Genomic DNA, 16,177 nt, shown 5'->3' on the forward strand with positions numbered 1-16,177 from the left:
AATGCAAGATAATACGTCTGGGACACCAACCGAAGCTACCGTGAAAAACAAGCGCCGCCTGTCACCATTTTGGCTGCTACCGCTGATTGCGTTGATGATTGCCGGCTGGCTGATTTACACCAATCAACAGGAGCGCGGGGCGACGGTTACGATCGATTTCGTCTCCGCCGACGGCATTGTCGCCGGACGAACCCCCGTGCGCTACCAAGGGGTGGAAGTCGGCACCGTGCAAAATATCAAGCTGAGTGAAGACCTGCGCACCATACAGGTCGAAGCCAGCATCAAAAGCGATATGAAGGAAGCATTACGCAGCGGCACGCAGTTCTGGCTGGTTACGCCAAAAGCGTCTCTCGCCGGGGTTTCAGGACTAGATGCGCTGGTGGGCGGTAACTACATCGGTATGATGCCCGGTTCCGGCGAGGCGCAAGAGCACTTTTCTGCGCTGGATACGCAGCCCAAATACCGCGTTAACACCGGAGAATTGCTGATTCATCTTCACGCTGACGATCTCGGATCGTTGAATACCGGTTCGCTGGTTTACTACCGTAAAATTCCGGTCGGGAAAGTCTACGATTACACGGTTTCTCAGGATCGCCACGGTGTGACGATTGATGTGTTGGTTGAACGCCGTTTCATTCATCTGGTAAAAAAGAATAGCCGTTTCTGGAATGTGTCCGGCTTTAATGCCGACATCAGCGTCAGCGGCGCAAAAATTGAGATGGAGAATCTGGCCGCACTGGTTAACGGAGCGATTGCGTTCGATTCACCGGAAGAGAGCGAAGACGCCGGTGCTGAGCAATCCTACCGCCTCTATCCCGATCTGGCACAGAGCCAGCGAGGAGTGAAAATCACGCTGGATTTACCTTCTGGCGATAATTTATCCGAAGGCCGCACCCCGCTGATGTATCAGGGGCTGGAAGTCGGGACGTTGAATAAAATCACCTTAAACCCGGACGACGGCAAGGTCAGCGGAGAGTTGATCATCGATCCCTCCGTAATTACGCTAATGCGAGAAGGCACGCGTATTGAACTCAACAAGCCCCAGCTTTCACTCAGCGACCTGAATATATCGCGCCTGCTGAGTGGCCCCACGCTGACGTTACTCCCCGGCGAAGGCGAACCTCGCCAGCATTTTACCGTGCTGGATAGCGGGCAACAGCAACTCGCCCAGCCCGGTGCGCTTTCTATTCAGCTAACGGCAGCACAAAGTTATGGCATTGATAGTGGTCAACCTGTACTGCTACACGGTGTACAAATCGGTCAGGTCGTGAAACGCACGCTGGATGAACAAGGTGTCAGCTTCGTTTTGGTGATCGAGCCGAGATATCGCCAGTTATTGCACCGCGACAGTAAATTTATCGTTAACAGTCGCGTGAATGTGAAGATGGGGCTGGATGGCATTCAAGTGCTGGGTGCCAGCGCGCAAGAATGGGTTAGCGGTGGTATTCAGGTTTTACCGGGTAGCAAAGGTGACATTCAGGCACATTACCCGCTGTTCAGCGATCTCGAAAAAGCCGAAGAAGGTATTCGGGGTTCCACCCCCTCGCCTACCCTTACCTTGGTAACCGATAGCTTGCCGGATATTCAGGACGGCTCTATCGTGCTATACCGTAAATTCCAGGTGGGAGAAATCATGCGGGTACGCCCTAAGGCGGATACCTTTGAAGTCGAGGTTTATATCCGTCCAGAGCACCGCAAACTGTTGACGGAAAACAGCGTGTTCTGGGCAGAAGGCGGTGCCCGCGTGCAGTTGAATACCTCAGGCCTGACGGTGCAAGCCTCACCATTGAATCGCGCACTTAAGGGAGCGATCAGTTTTGATAATCTGGAAGGCGCACCGGAAATTAAAGGCGGCAAGCGCGTCCTGTACAATAACGAAACCGCCGCGCGCGCCGTGGGTAGCCGTATCATTCTGCGCACCTACGACGCCAGCAAACTCGCACCGGGAATGCCTATCCGCTATCTGGGCATTGATATCGGCCAGTTGGATTCGCTAAAGCTGTCCGAACAGCGTAACGACGTTCTGGTTCAAGCCGTGCTCTACCCTGAATATGTGCGGAATTTCGCCCGTTCTGGCACACGCTTTTCCGTCGTCACCCCAGAAATTTCCGCTGCGGGAGTGAATCATCTGGAAACGCTCTTCCAACCTTATATTAACGTCGAGCCGGGTAACGGCAGCGTGACGCGCAATTTTGAGCTACAACAGGCCACCATCTCGGATTCCCGCTATCAGGATGGCTTGAATATCAGCGTTGATGCGCCGGAAGCGGGAGCATTGCAGGTTGGAACGCCGGTTCTATTCCGCGGTATTGAAGTGGGAACCGTGACAGGGTTGTCGCTAGGCACCTTGTCGGATCGTATCGCCATTTCGCTACGCATCAGCAAACGCTATCAGCATCTGGTACGCGATAATTCCGTCTTCTGGCAAGCATCTGGCTACAATCTGGAATTCGGGCTGGTTGGCGGCGTCATTAAGAGCGGAACCTTTCAACAGTTTATTCGCGGCGGCATCGCTTTCGCCACGCCTCCTAGCACGCCACTCGCACCTAAGGCACAGGAAGGGAAACACTTCTTGCTAAGGAACGAAGAGCCTAAAGAGTGGCGGCAATGGGGTACGGCGATTCCGAACGCTCCAGATAATTAACGTTCATCACCTAACAGGGCGGCGAGAGTCGCCCTGTCGTTTTCACGCTATCGATGAAAGATCCGTGCTACACTTCGCCGCTTCTTCCCCCTCGCTTTACTGAATAACCGGTACGGAACCACGTCGTGGCAAAATTTACTCCAGCCAATCTGCCTGCTGAATTTCTCGACACTATGCGAGACATTATGCCTTCATCACTTTCGATGGAGGATTTCATTGCCGCCTGCCAGCGTCCGCTGCGCCGGAGCATCCGCGTCAATACGTTAAAAATCAGCGTTGATGCCTTTCGACAGCTCGTACAACCTTATGGTTGGCAGCTTGAGCCGATCCCCTGGTGCCAGGAAGGTTTCTGGCTGCTGAATACAGAAGAGGAAAACACGCGGCTCGGCAATACGCTGGAGCACCTGAGCGGGCTATTCTACATTCAGGAAGCCAGCTCCATGCTGCCCGTCAGCGCCCTGTTCCATCGTAATGATGCGCTGGGAACCATTTTAGACGTCGCCGCTGCGCCGGGTTCCAAAACAACGCAGATTGCGGCACGACTGAATAACGAAGGCGCTATCGTTGCCAACGAGTACTCAGCCAGCCGGGTAAAGGTACTGCATGCCAATATCAGCCGCTGCGGCGTCAGCAATACTGCGATTACCCACTTCGATGGGCGCGTTTTCGGCGCGGCGCTGCCGGAATATTTTGATGCGATACTGCTAGATGCCCCGTGCTCAGGTGAAGGCGTGGTGCGTAAAGATCCGGCGGCGATGAGCCACTGGTCGCAAGAGAGCATTACCGACATTGCCGCTACGCAGCGCGATCTGATTCTGAGTGCGTTCCATGCCCTAAAGCCCGGCGGCGTGATGATTTATTCCACTTGTACGTTGAATCGGCAGGAAAATCAGCAGGTCTGTCATTGGTTACAGGCGCAATTCCCTGATGCGTGTGAGTTTGAATCACTAGACGATCTCTTCGCTGACGCAGAACTCGCCACAACGGAAGAAGGCTTCTTGCACGTCTTCCCACAGATTTACGACAGTGAAGGCTTCTTTGTTGCCCGTTTGCGTAAAACCGCCAGCGTGCCGCCACTGCCGCGCCCGGGTTATAAAGTCGGTAAATTTCCGTTCTCTCCGGTCGCACACAAAGATCGTGTGTTACTCACAGAGGCTGCACGTAAACAGGGTATTCACTGGGATGAAGCATTACTTCAGCTATGGCAGCGTGATAGCGAGATTTGGCTTTTCCCTGCGGCACTCGCCTCTGCATTTGGCAATATCAAATTCTCACGCATTGGCATTAAGCTTGCCGAACGCTTCCCCAAAGGCTTTCGTTGGCAGCATGAAGCGGTTGTGGCACTGGCAGACCCGAACGCGAGCAATGCCTACGCACTGAACGATCACATCGCCTGTGAGTGGTTTCAGGGCAAAGACAGCTACCCAGATCCGCTTCCTACTGCGGATGAATTGATTTTAACTTACCAGAACACGCCCGTTGGTCTGGCAAAGCGCATCAGCAGTCGGATAAAAAACAGCCTACCACGCGATTTAGTTCGGGATGGCGCATCCTCCGCACGGCTTCTTGCTAAAGAATAAATACGCTTTCTGCATCAGGTGGCGATAAAACCACCTGATGAGCAGCCACCTGCCCTTTCCTTACTGATTTTCATCTACAATTATCCTGACAGATAGAGAAACTCAGTAATATCTGGAGAGCGAGATGTTTGCATTAGTGATATTTGTTTGTTATCTCGGGCATGGCTGTGACGATTTGGTCGTCGGTGCCTACAACACCGAAGCGCAGTGTCTACAAGCGATGGACGAACAGCGCCTGCGTCGCGCTGGCTGCTTCCCCATTGAAGAGTATATTGATGGCTTCTGGGTTCCTGCCCAAGAGTACGCTGATTTCTAATCCTCTCTCTGCGTATTCTCATCGGCACACGCGGCCAATCCTTCATCTGATTATCAATTCTTATCATTGCTCCTAAGCCCTGTCAGTTATTTGATTATCTTAGTGTCTAGGTTCAATATTCTCCCCGCCTCGCATGCCCAACCGGGGAAATCATGCGGCATTGCTTATCAATCAGGATACCTATTTTAATAACTCTCACGTGACGGATTACACATGACATTGTTATCTATACCTTCATTATTTTTGTCGGCAACGCTCATATGAAGGAAAAAATATTCCTCACGACAATATATTAGCCCACACCTGGCTTTCTATTGCGCGGGCAAACGGGGAAAGTAAAGCATACCCGTTGGTTATGAATCTTACCTTGAAAATAAAGCCTGAAGAATTACTGAAGTCGCATAATAAACTCACCGAGTTTAGAGAAAAATTCTCAATACCCGACCCCGTTATTTCCTAGTGGTTTATCGCTATATATCGCTCAGGGTGGTGATACTACCGCCCTGAGCTTATTTTCAGCGTTATCTTTTCATCGGCATACACCAAAACCGCGCATACCAAAGTGAAAGTGATTAGCATGGGCGGCATTATATTCCGGCCCCAGAGAATTACCGAAAAAACGGCAGCTTTCCCTGAATGTGGTACGTAAATAGCTGCCGCGTTCGTCCATTACTGACCACTGATTCAAAACGCTAACCTGCCGCCCATCAGACAGGCGAAAAGCGGCGATATCCCATGCGTCTGCCGTTGCATGTTCACTCAGACGCCCTTCAGGCCGGTGATAGACATTGCGGCAGGCATAGCTGCCCATATGATCGATACGCGCCAGTGACGTGCCAAGAGATTGCGCCTGCGGCACTGCAACCTGCGCCACAAACATGGTACTACTCAGCGCCAATGGGCAACTGGCGAGAAAGCTGGAGCTGAGCGTAACCTCACCAAAACCTTGAACCCGAATGGGCGACGCGACAGGACATTGCCCACTGATGTCATTGGCCTCGGCGAATCGCAGCCGTCCGTTTTCCTGCGCCTGCTTTAACACCATCAAACAGGCATCAGGGTCGTTGGCGACAGACTTCATTTTCAATCGGGTAATAAACGTAGGCGGGTCATCAACAGACAGCGGAGCAAAAGGATCGTAACCGGGAGGAAGCTGGCGTTGAATCCAGGGTGCCAGGGCAATTAGCCCTCCAAGCATCACAGCAAATATCAACCATCCCCGCATCAGCATTGCCCCCCAATTATTTTCTTCTCCTGAACAATATTATGCGATTAATGCAAATTCGGCCGGATTCATCCCCAGTGATATTCCCGCCTCTACGATTTTCTGCCACTCCTGGTCGGACACATAAATACCGTCAGCACGGCGTTGCGCCTGAGACAAACGTTCTGGCTCACCCGCGATTAAAATAGGCTGCGTCGGATCGGGGGCCGTTGAAGAACGGACGTAGTCCAGCATGGCATCATATTCTTTTTGCAACCACGCCATAGAAACCATGCTGGTGGGATCGATAACAATCGTCGTCATGTTATTCACTATCGCGCCCTGACGCACGTTCTCCGGCTGAATAGTTCCACCGCCAGAAAGCAACCCTGCCAGCATTTCAGCCGCTAAAATCAACCCGCCGCCTTTATGTTTCGCAATCGGCTTCAACGCGCCGTGCTTTTCGCCTTCCCACATGACTTTCGGATCGTTAGTGGAAACACCGTTGCAATCCAGCATCACCTCTTCATCAAACGTTTTACCTGCTAGGTACGCAACGCGGGTTTTCCCCAGTGCCACCACGCTGGTGGCAAAATCCAGGACAAAAGCCGCATTGTGCTCCGTTGGCGGGAATGCAATACAGATCGGGTTTGTCCCGAAGCGTGCTTCACTGCCACACCAGGGAGCCACGATCGGCTCAAGATCGTTAACATTGACAAAGTGTATCGAAACAAGCCCGGCGTCTGCCGCCATTTCCCCATAGGTCCCGATACGCCCTAGGTGACAGGTCGACGACAGGGTCATTAAGCACACTCCCGTCGTTTTCACTCGCTCAATGGCCGCTCGCATCGCTTCTTTACCCGTACGCTGACCAAAACCGCGATCGCCGGTAAATTGCAGTACAGCCCCACTGTCACGCAGTAAACGCGCCGGAGTGTTCGGGTGCATAATCCCTTTCCCGATAAACTCTACATAGTGCGGTAACATCCCTACGCCATGGCTGTCATGCCCTTTAAGATTAGCGGCCACAAGGTGCTCAGTGACAATACGAGCTTCATTTTCTTCACATCCTGCTTTCTGCAATACGACTTGTACTGTCGTCATCAGACGATTGGCTGAAATCTGCATACCTCTTCCCTTCATCTACTGATTGATTATTCATTGGATTCATCCTACTGCGGAACAGGAATGAATGTCATAGCAAATAAAGAACAGTATTTTTGAAAAAGAAAAGCAAATCTCTCTGATATTCACTTCAAGAGAGGAGAGCTATTATTCACCACATCAAGTAACAACGCCTAGTTAACCGACTAAACCTGAAGGAATGAATCATGAAAAGCATCAAAAATTTTATCGCAGTTATTGCACTATCTACTTTGTCTTTCGGTGCCTTTGCCGCACAAGAAATCGCGACCGTTTCTATCAGTGGTGCGAAAACATTGGATTCTTTTGAAGCTCAGGTCGCTCAAAAAGCCCAAAAAGCAGGCGCGTCATCATATCGCATCGTATCTGCTACCGGCCGCGATCAGTTACACGGCACCGCGATTCTGTATAAATAACTCACACCAGACGTCAGGGAGCCTCAGGGCTCCTCTGTCGTATTTTGCTCAGTAATCACCTCGCCAATCCTTCTATACTTCATCTCATCATGACTGCGTTAATACGTTCAATCGCCATCAGAAAGATATTTATTTTTAGCTTCAATCATTAAATATTGTCGCGTCATCCTAAAAGGATAAAATTCAGTTTATCGCTGAAGATAGTTGTGTTTTCCTGTCTACCTGATGGCAATAAAAGGTATTCGCATAATAAAGGGAGAAGAGTTATGTCCGTTCGCTATGCTATGGCTGATGAAGCTGAACGTTTATGGCTAATTAGGAATGAGGCAATTCGTTCGGGATGTCAGGCGGTTTATGATAATGAAACCATCATGGCATTCACACCCGATACTATGCCTGAAGGATATCGACATGCCATCATTAATAACCCCTTTTTCGTCATTGACGACACCATACTTTCCCTCCCTGTCGCAACGGGTTTTCTTGATATAACAAATAATAGCGTTGAAGCTATTTTCACCTTGCCGAACTACCAGAATAAAGGACTCGCTACAAAAATTCTGGATGCGATAAAAAATGAAGCAAAAACGCGTGGAATAACGGTGCTAACACTGTCCTCAACGCCTAATGCCGTCGCATTTTACCAAGCAAATGGATTTAGCATTGATAAACAGGGAGAATACTATTCTGGCTCTGCCAAGAGATCTCTCCCCTGTGTTGATATGTCGCTCGATATGCGCCTATATCATATATCCTAAGGTGGGTTAATCATGGATGATGAGGCCGAAGTAGCGGGCATTAATCGAAAACAATCATGATGCATAAACAAAAAACCCCAGCTTTACGCTAGGGTTTTTTTTGTGCTCTTCTTGGCCGCTCCGGTTGAAACCATCATCGCTATCGCAAGAGAAACATCAATTCCAATTGGCTGTATTACAGCGCAACGTTATTACAGTGCAACAACGTTACCGGCTGATGGGCCTTTCTGACCATTTTCAATGGTGAACTCAACCTTTTGGCCTTCGTCCAGAGTTTTGAAGTCGTTGCTCTGGATTGCAGAGAAGTGTACGAATACATCTTTGCTACCGTTATCAGGAGTAATGAAACCAAAACCTTTACCAGCGTCAAACCATTTTACTAAACCAGTCATTTTATTAGACATAGAAATTACCTTAATTTTTTATAGCGCCTTCCGGCAAATAGGGCCTGCGCACAGAATTTAATTAGCAACAATAAGGAGGCTCAAAGAAGGGATATCTATGGATAACACTTTGAAATGAGAACTGCTTTACTAAACTGCTTTTTAGGTCTGCGAATCAAACCGACGAGCTATTAACGCACGGATGAAAATCTTTAGCAAGCATTTATTTTTAAAAGCCTTTAAAAGCCAACGGCAATCCTGCAACAGTCGGTAATCCTCACAGGATGCGGTGCCTTTAAAAGACACCGCATCTGACGCTAAACCGCGATAATCATGAAAATGAACGGATGTTTTATCAACAGCCAAGATGATTTTTATCGTTTATTTAGTTTGCCACAACCTGTATTGTCCCCATAAGCCCACCTCTGTGACGTACTCTTGTTCGCCTCCATTCGCGATAACATCGACTGTCTTTCTCATTCCCATTGAAAGGACACTGCACTCATTGCTGACCATAAGTTTATGCAGTCCATTCTTCAAATAAGCAATTACAAATTGATTTTGTTGTAATCGTGCTACATCTCGGCCATCGACCGAAATTAAGAACTTACACACGCCACCACTGGCACTCCCTATAAACTGCTTGTTACGAGTAACCGTAATTTTTGTTTGCTGTTCACTGCTATTGGGCGTTACCAGCTCTTGATTTAAGATTGTATCAGCGGGAACATGAGGCCTTGCACATCCTGTCAAAATTATCGCACCGACCAAAACACCAATGACTTTTTTCATATATCCCTATTTCCAAAAAAAATTTCAGAGTAATCCTATCATAGGTAAATTTAAGGCAAGAGAAACTCAATGAGAAATAGTTGCTGTACAAGGTTTTTTCATCGGGCTGTTGACGCTCCGGCGTAAAGAGTTGGCGGTTTGCATGCTCGAGGTCAGATCAAATCAGTGGATAGCGTTCACGAACGATATAGCGTTTAGACATCTGAGGATCTTTTTGGTCGGGAGACCCTCGCAGGTTCGCCTGCCTACATAAATCTTTGTTCGCGGATCAAGCAAATAAAAAGGCCACGCGTTAGCGCAGCCCGTATTTTTTGTACTGCGATAGCTTAATGGTTAGTTAAACTCTCTTTTACTTTTGTCACACAACGAGGAACCATTAACTCTCTGAGTGTATCCCTGATATCATCGTCATATTGTCGATTAGGAGGACGATGATCTCTGCGAAATGATTCGGCAATCCTAGCCGATGTAGCAATGTATTCCGGCTCATCAATACCGAAATCTGAAAGGCTAAAACCGCGTTCTTTGAAGTCGGATACCTCTTCATTGACGATTGCCAGCACATCTCTATCCGTTGATCCCACCTTGTCCGTAATATTCCACTCAATCAGGCAGATTTCATGTGCGGCTTTGTTGATATCATTAATGGCAGCAAATGATGTCAATGGTAAAGCCAGTGCTAACATAATGATTTTTCGCATTGTAACGTCAATCCCTTTGAAATAAAAAGAAAAAGACCCGCTAAAGCGAGCCTGGAAATAATCTTATTTGCGACGTTAAAGTCTTAGTTCCTTGCCACCGTTCTTTATCAAGATGTCTGCTATATCCTGATTGCCGTTAGCTATAGTTACCACTAAAGGACTATACCCATCGTCATTAACAGCATTAACATCCGCCCCTTTCTCCAGAAGAAATATGGCAATCTCTTTATTCCCAATCATCCCAGCTAAGTGCAGCGGAGTGAACCCAGCACCAGTCCTTGAATTGATTAACTCAGGATTCTTGTTGATTAACTGAATCGCTTCTTTGTTGGATTTTTTTGACCAAATTAGACCAGATAACCCTTGGTCTTCAGTCAAATCGGAAGCATAAGAGGAAAAGGAAATTAAAATAGCAACAACAAACGATAAAACCGATTTCATACACGCTCCAGTGTTTCACACATCCATAAATAGAGTGCAAATGATACCAACGTTATGTTGCTAATAGTTATCTGTTAATTTACACAGCGAACGCAAAAGAAGCACTATCACTTGAACAAAAAAAACGCACTAATGGCGGGTTTCAGAGGTTCTGTCGCTTGGACATCTTCGCAAGAATTTACCACCATACATGAAAAAATTCAGTGAAAACATACCAGCACTTTGCAATTCCATTATCGGTGGTTGCGGTTTCTATATGAAATCCGTCGAATTTATCTTTTCAAATAAGTGAGCCCATTTTTCTTTCTCAACCTCAGCCATTACCGAAAACGAAAACACCGACAGCAATAAAATCAATATCCTGACTTCCTTACCCTATTGATAAGATATTAAAATAAGATAACGCAGTCATATGGAAAAAGGATAAAAAATCCAGAAAACAATATAAATCATCGCGATACCGGCACTAAAATGACAAATAACATGCAGCCAGTATACATCTGGCCTGTCATTTCTATGAATATACTCGCGCCGACTGACGCCTTTAAAAGTCTTTGTATAAACCCCTCTACGAACGTAAATGATAGACTCCACTATCATAACGATACCACAGAGAAAAATGGCAGCTATCACGCAGTAATCCCAAACGCTCATAATACTCCCTAGCTATTATAACCGTGCTTTCAGGGTTTACGGTGTTTATTGGTATACCGTTTTCTAGCCACTCCCAAGAACGTGAAAACGCCCCCGACGACGACTAACAACCAACCCATATTCATCTGACTTTCACGAGCAGCGATCAAAAAAACATTCGTGACAAGTTTACCATCTATCACGATGGATGTACTCATATTGAATGACACGATAAGCCAGACTATCCCCGCAACTAAAGATCCTAATCCCCAATTCGTCATAATACACTTCCTCCATTGTTTAATGATTTTATCAGGGAGGACTGTTGTACAAAAGCAAAAACCCGCCGAAGCTGGTCGCGTTGTAAATTGCGAGCACGCGATCGGCTAGGACAGCATTTTTTCCATAAACTCACAGACATTTTGCTAATACCCAGCAAATCGCTGATGCGAACGAGCTAAGTAGCCAGCCCGAGGCACAAGAACATGAAAGGCATCAGGGATTGAATTAGATGAGAAGCCGCCGACGTTTCATGAAATAAGAAGTCTGGCTGGCAGGTTATATGAGAAAGAACAAGGAAAGGAATTTGCTCAGAAATTGCCAGGTCATAAATAAGTAAGAATGACAGAAAAATATTTAGATAATCGAGGGAAGGAATATACCTATCTATAAAAGGCCGTATATCGAATTTCGTGGACTTTTCGTGGTTTATAAAAATAAAAACCCATAAATCAATAAGTTAAAAAAAGACCGAATACGATTCCTGTATTCGGTCTAGGGAAATGGCTCTTGGGAGAGCCGTGCGCTAAAAGTTGGCATTTATACAAGCTGTAATAGCCTTGTAACCTTAAGCGTAGCCAACTCCCCTGCGTTTTCCAGCATCAATCCGTTCGCAATTATCACAAATGGAACAGGTTTCACACTTTACCTTAACCATAAAGAAGCAAGAAGTTAACATTAAATAGATAAATCAATCACTTCATGGCTGACTATCTGGTAAGCACAGTTGCTCTGCACGGTCGATAAATGGCTGAAGGCTTTTCTTCTGTCCGGGATGTTTAGGATCGTCCAGCCAAATCACGTCTATCGGTTGTGCACTCACCTGTCCAGATTTCATCTGCGCAATAGCAGTATCGTTTAATGGATATTGCATCAACGTCCCAGTATGTAAGGCATACAGCGCATTGCCAGGGCGACAAATCAGTTGCACTTCTTCACGCGTGAAAGCCCAGCGATCGCCATATTCCAGCCGGCTGATATTTGCCAGTTTGGCGGCAGCAAAAGCATTCGCAGAAAGTGAGGTAAGCACGATAGATAGCAAAAGTTTCTTCATCATGGTATTCCCGACATGCGTATTCAGACAATGATATATGTGAGTTTTGCAGCCTTATCCAAATCAGAGAAAGACAGCATCAAACCTTATAAAACATAAAGTTGTGTATCACGACTAACGCGATCATAGCGACAGAGGAAGATGAAGTCGAGTGCGAAGCCAAGAATAAGATCGACTGCACGATATAAGTAGAAAGGTCGTTCGAGGAAAGAAATAGCGGGATAAAAAGAATGTTATCCCGCGCTCTTCAAATGCACATTGGCCGACAAAAGTGTCGATTGCCGTTAGGCTGACGGGGCTACCGTAGACATTTTTTTCAGATCCTGATCGATGAAGAACAGGCCGCCTTCGCTAGCATTAACCAATGCCAGTTTGTCCAGAATAGAACGGAACAGTTTTTCTTCTTCGTGCTGTTCGGCAACATACCATTGCAGGAAGTTAAATGTGGAGTAGTCCTGCAGTGCCATCGCGGCATGTGCCAGCTCATTAATTTTTGCTGTAATCAACTGTTCATGTTCATAGGTCAACTTGAAAACATCAGCCAGCGAGTCGAAATCAATCGGCGGTGCGGCAATCGCGCCTAGTACAGGCAGGCTTCCTGTATCGTCCAGATAGTCGAACAGGCGTTGCATGTGTTGCATTTCTTCCTGAGAATGCGTCTTCAGGAAGCTGGATGCGCCTTCAAAACCTTTGTCACCGCACCATGCACTCATTTGCAAATACAAATTCGCGGAATAAAACTCCAGATTAAGTTGCTCATTCAGCTTCTGAATCATTTCTTTTTTTAACATGGTAACTCCCTATTTCCCGGCAGGTGAAATTATTTAGGGCATTATGCCTGAAAAAATAAAATAAAAAACACTTTATTAACATTGATGATTTATAAATAAAATAACAATGTAAAACAATAAATTAGAATTATTTATATTGATATCCATTATCAATTCAGAATGAATTTCACTGTATTATTGAGAATAATTTTTATTACCAAAAATAACAACTTCAATTTATATCATTTATGACTTTCCGGTATTAAAAATGATTCCCATTTCACAATCAGAATAATAAACATCCACATGATAAGGTGAACACTTGCCATTTTCCTGTTGCTACTTTACCGTGGCACCTATCAGTCGGTGACCAATAGGCAGGAGAAAGCGGCATGGGACATAATCTGGCAGAATTATCCAAAGAGGATATGGATAAGGTTAACGTAGACCTGGCGGCATCAGGCGTTGCCTTCAAAGAACGTTACAATATGCCAGTCATTCCAGAGGTTGTTGAGAGAGAACAACCCGAACACCTGCGTAACTACTTTCGTGAACGTGTGATGTTTTATCGCCAACGCTCACTGCAGTTCTCTCGTTTACCCTACGAGCCTAAGTCTAAATAGCGATTCCCCGCATTCCACTCTAAGACGGCCTTACCGTGGAAAACATCCCTTTCCACGGGTTACATTCTTACACAGCAAAAATGATTTTCTGCTTGCATATCGTCCCTCACAAGAGGTTAATGGAGTGGCAACCTTACCTTTTATCAAGCGAGGCAAGATATGAGTAAAGGACTGGATAGCAAAAAGAACAGTAAGAAAAAGCCCCTCAAAACGGCCGCCGAAAAACGAGCCGATAAAAAGGCGAAGAAACCGCAGGCAGATATTACCTGAGTACTGATATTACCTAAGTAATGTGTCATGCCAATCGGGTAAACCCGAAGACGGGTTTACCCTCATAATTTCAGTTGCTCGCACTTATTCGTGACCTTCCGCAGCCTTTTCAAGCACCATCAATAGAAAAGCATACTCTAGCGCAATGTCATCATAGCGTTTGAAGCGGCCGGATTTTCCACCGTGCCCAGCATCCATATCAGTGTACAGCAACACCAAACGGTCGTCTGTTTTAACATCCCGCAATTTTGCCACCCACTTCGCAGGTTCCCAATACTGAACCTGAGAGTCATGTAACCCGGTAGTCACCAGTAAATGTGGATAGCGCTGAGCGGTAACACCGTCGTAGGGGCTATATTGCTTGATGTAGTCATAGTAGGTTTGTTCATTCGGATCGCCCCACTCGTCATACTCTCCGGTCGTCAGCGGTATTGTCTCATCCAGCATTGTCGTCAACACATCAACAAACGGAACCTGGGCCACAACACCTTTGAACAAATCGGGGGCCATATTGACTACCGCCCCCATCAAGAGCCCTCCCGCGCTGCCCCCCATAGCGAACATGTTTTCCCTGTCGCCATAGCCTTTTTCTATCAATGCCTGAGACACATCGATGAAATCCGTGAAGGAATGCATTTTATTGAGCAATCGACCATCGTCATACCACTGCTGACCCAGCTCACCACCACCGCGAATGTGCGTTAAGGCAAAAACAAATCCTCTGTCCAGCAGGCTCAGGCGGCTAACGCTGAAATCGGGCTCCATGCTACTTCCATAGGCGCCATAGCCGTAAACCAGTATCGGGTTCTTGCCAGGGGTGAAATGCTCGCGATGATAAACGAGGGAAACGGGGACATCGACGCCGTCCCTGACCGTGATCCACAAGCGTTCGCTCCGGTAATGATCTGGAGAGAAATCCTTCACTTCGGCTTGCTTAAGCCGTTGCTGTTCACCCGTATTCAGATTCAATTCATACAGCGTGCTGGGCGTTGTCATTGATGAATAGCCATAACGCAGCAATGCCGTTTCTGGCGTAGGGTTGTACGATAGCCATGCCACATAGCTCGCATCATTAAAAGTGATTGCTTTTTCTTCCTGCGTATGCCAGTGAATCTGGCGCAAGCTGGTTAAACCGCGTTCCCTCTCTTCGACTACCAGCCAATCACGGAATAGTTCGAAACCTTCCAGAACGCGGTGTTCACGTGGAGCAATTAGCGTTTCCAGCGTTTGTTCATCAGGTTTATCCGAATGGTAGAGACCGAAATTTTTCCCTTCTCGGTTAGAGCGCAGGTAAAACCGCCCCTGATAGTGATCAATACCATATTCATGATCTTTCCGACGTGGAATGCCGACCTGCGGCACCGCCTCTGGGAGCGTCGCATCGAGTAATAACACCTCGGTCGTCGTAGTGCTGCTGAGATAAATAGTGATGTAGTGCTCTGATGTCGTTTTGCTCAGACTGACATAATAGGTATCGTCTTTCTCTTCATATACCAGTTCATCTTGTGCTGGATCGCTCCCAAGGCGGTGACGATAGACCTGATACGGCAATAGCGTTTGTGCATGTTTACGCACGTAGTACAGCATCGTCGAGTCTGCCGACCATTCCGCACCTGCGGTCACATTTTCGATCACATCCGGTAGCCATTCGCCGCTGTTCAGATCGCGAAAACGCAGCGTGTACTGCCGGCGAGATAAAAAATCCTCCGAGAGGGCCAATAGCGTATTGTTCGGGCTAATCTCAAGCGCGCCGAGACTATAAAATTCATGCCCCTCCGCACGTTGATTCCCATCCAATAGCGTTTCCCATACTTCTGTTGCCTGCTCAGGCTGACGCAGATAGGTAGCGTACTCTTTGCCCGGCTCATAGCGACTTTGGTAGCGATAACCCTTTCTAACATACGGTACCGACATGTCCGTCGACGGAATACGTTTAACCATTTCGTCATACAGCGACCGTTTACGTGCAGCGTGAGGCGCCATGATGGCTTCACTGTAGGCATTTTCCTGTTCCAGATAGGACAACACCTGCGGATCGGTACGCTGGTCATCACGCAACCAGTAATAGTTGTCGACACGCGTATCGCCATGTGTGCTTATCGTGTGGGGCTTTTTTTCAGCTTGCGGGGTCTTCATCGCATCGGATCTCGTTGTCTTGACATAAAAATTT

General features: G+C 47.2%; 15 protein-coding genes. 6 read left to right on the forward strand and 9 right to left on the reverse strand.

Features of this window, described 5'->3' with window-relative positions; all coding sequences use genetic code 11:
* Position 1 precedes the first annotated feature (1 nt).
* The 3 genes from A8F97_RS08200 (at position 2) to A8F97_RS08210 (ending at position 4,540) form a co-directional block, all read left to right on the forward strand.
* Entirely contained in the window at positions 2 to 2,644 is a 2,643-nt protein-coding gene (locus A8F97_RS08200) for a PqiB family protein (protein WP_033071409.1), read from the forward strand.
* Between the two features lie 125 nt (positions 2,645 to 2,769).
* Positions 2,770 to 4,224 carry a 16S rRNA (cytosine(1407)-C(5))-methyltransferase RsmF gene (gene rsmF / locus A8F97_RS08205; protein WP_033071408.1) on the forward strand — a complete coding sequence of 485 codons (1,455 nt, stop codon included), beginning with the start codon at positions 2,770 to 2,772 and terminating at the stop codon, positions 4,222 to 4,224.
* 124 nt (positions 4,225 to 4,348) lie between these two features.
* Complete coding sequence (locus A8F97_RS08210; RefSeq protein WP_014699780.1) at positions 4,349 to 4,540, forward strand: YdfD/YebW family protein; 192 nt, start codon at positions 4,349 to 4,351, stop codon at positions 4,538 to 4,540.
* Between the two features lie 529 nt (positions 4,541 to 5,069).
* Here A8F97_RS08210 and A8F97_RS08215 read toward each other — a convergent pair.
* Positions 5,070 to 5,765, reverse strand: a complete 696-nt coding sequence (locus A8F97_RS08215; protein ID WP_033072014.1) for an extensin-like domain-containing protein — start codon at positions 5,763 to 5,765, stop codon at positions 5,070 to 5,072.
* Between the two features lie 39 nt (positions 5,766 to 5,804).
* Positions 5,805 to 6,872 carry a malate/lactate/ureidoglycolate dehydrogenase gene (locus A8F97_RS08220; protein ID WP_033071407.1) on the reverse strand — a complete coding sequence of 356 codons (1,068 nt, stop codon included), beginning with the start codon at positions 6,870 to 6,872 and terminating at the stop codon, positions 5,805 to 5,807.
* 203 nt (positions 6,873 to 7,075) lie between these two features.
* Between A8F97_RS08220 and A8F97_RS08225 the strand changes: the two genes are divergently transcribed.
* Both A8F97_RS08225 and A8F97_RS08230 read left to right on the forward strand, forming a co-directional pair.
* Positions 7,076 to 7,303 (forward strand): YdgH/BhsA/McbA-like domain containing protein, encoded by a 228-nt coding sequence (locus A8F97_RS08225; protein WP_014699776.1) that lies wholly within the window; start codon positions 7,076 to 7,078, stop codon positions 7,301 to 7,303.
* Between the two features lie 266 nt (positions 7,304 to 7,569).
* On the forward strand, positions 7,570 to 8,061 hold the full coding sequence (locus A8F97_RS08230; protein WP_015730394.1) for a GNAT family N-acetyltransferase: 492 nt from the start codon (positions 7,570 to 7,572) through the stop codon (positions 8,059 to 8,061).
* Between the two features lie 191 nt (positions 8,062 to 8,252).
* Here A8F97_RS08230 and cspE read toward each other — a convergent pair whose 3' ends face one another.
* The 6 genes from cspE to ftnA all read right to left on the reverse strand — a co-directional run bounded on the left by cspE (position 8,253) and on the right by ftnA (position 13,135).
* The gene (gene cspE / locus A8F97_RS08235; RefSeq protein ID WP_005967874.1) at positions 8,253 to 8,465 is read right to left on the reverse strand and encodes a transcription antiterminator/RNA stability regulator CspE; all 213 of its coding nucleotides are present in this window, start codon (positions 8,463 to 8,465) and stop codon (positions 8,253 to 8,255) included.
* A 360-nt stretch (positions 8,466 to 8,825) separates the two neighbouring features.
* On the reverse strand, positions 8,826 to 9,236 hold the full coding sequence (locus tag A8F97_RS08240; RefSeq protein WP_033071406.1) for a hypothetical protein: 411 nt from the start codon (positions 9,234 to 9,236) through the stop codon (positions 8,826 to 8,828).
* Positions 9,237 to 9,562: 326 nt separating this feature from the next.
* Positions 9,563 to 9,937, reverse strand: coding sequence for a hypothetical protein (locus A8F97_RS08245; RefSeq protein WP_033071405.1), 375 nt, complete (start codon positions 9,935 to 9,937; stop codon positions 9,563 to 9,565).
* A gap of 75 nt (positions 9,938 to 10,012) precedes the next feature.
* Positions 10,013 to 10,378, reverse strand: a complete 366-nt coding sequence (locus A8F97_RS08250) for an ankyrin repeat domain-containing protein (RefSeq protein ID WP_005967869.1) — start codon at positions 10,376 to 10,378, stop codon at positions 10,013 to 10,015.
* 1,612 nt (positions 10,379 to 11,990) lie between these two features.
* Positions 11,991 to 12,347, reverse strand: coding sequence for a YebY family protein (locus tag A8F97_RS08265; RefSeq protein WP_014699770.1), 357 nt, complete (start codon positions 12,345 to 12,347; stop codon positions 11,991 to 11,993).
* Between the two features lie 281 nt (positions 12,348 to 12,628).
* Positions 12,629 to 13,135, reverse strand: coding sequence for a non-heme ferritin (gene ftnA, locus A8F97_RS08270; RefSeq protein ID WP_014699769.1), 507 nt, complete (start codon positions 13,133 to 13,135; stop codon positions 12,629 to 12,631).
* 371 nt (positions 13,136 to 13,506) lie between these two features.
* Here ftnA and A8F97_RS08275 point away from each other — a divergent pair, with 371 nt between their 5' ends.
* Positions 13,507 to 13,737: a DNA polymerase III subunit theta gene (locus A8F97_RS08275; RefSeq protein WP_014699768.1), complete on the forward strand. Its 231-nt coding sequence runs from the start codon at positions 13,507 to 13,509 to the stop codon at positions 13,735 to 13,737.
* Positions 13,738 to 14,091: 354 nt separating this feature from the next.
* Here the strand turns inward: A8F97_RS08275 and A8F97_RS08280 are convergent, their stop codons facing one another.
* The gene (locus A8F97_RS08280) at positions 14,092 to 16,143 is read right to left on the reverse strand and encodes a S9 family peptidase (RefSeq protein WP_033071404.1); all 2,052 of its coding nucleotides are present in this window, start codon (positions 16,141 to 16,143) and stop codon (positions 14,092 to 14,094) included.
* Between the last annotated feature and the right edge of the window lie 34 nt (positions 16,144 to 16,177).

Source organism: Pectobacterium parmentieri, from assembly GCF_001742145.1.
Classification (GTDB): Bacteria; Pseudomonadota; Gammaproteobacteria; order Enterobacterales; family Enterobacteriaceae; genus Pectobacterium; species Pectobacterium parmentieri.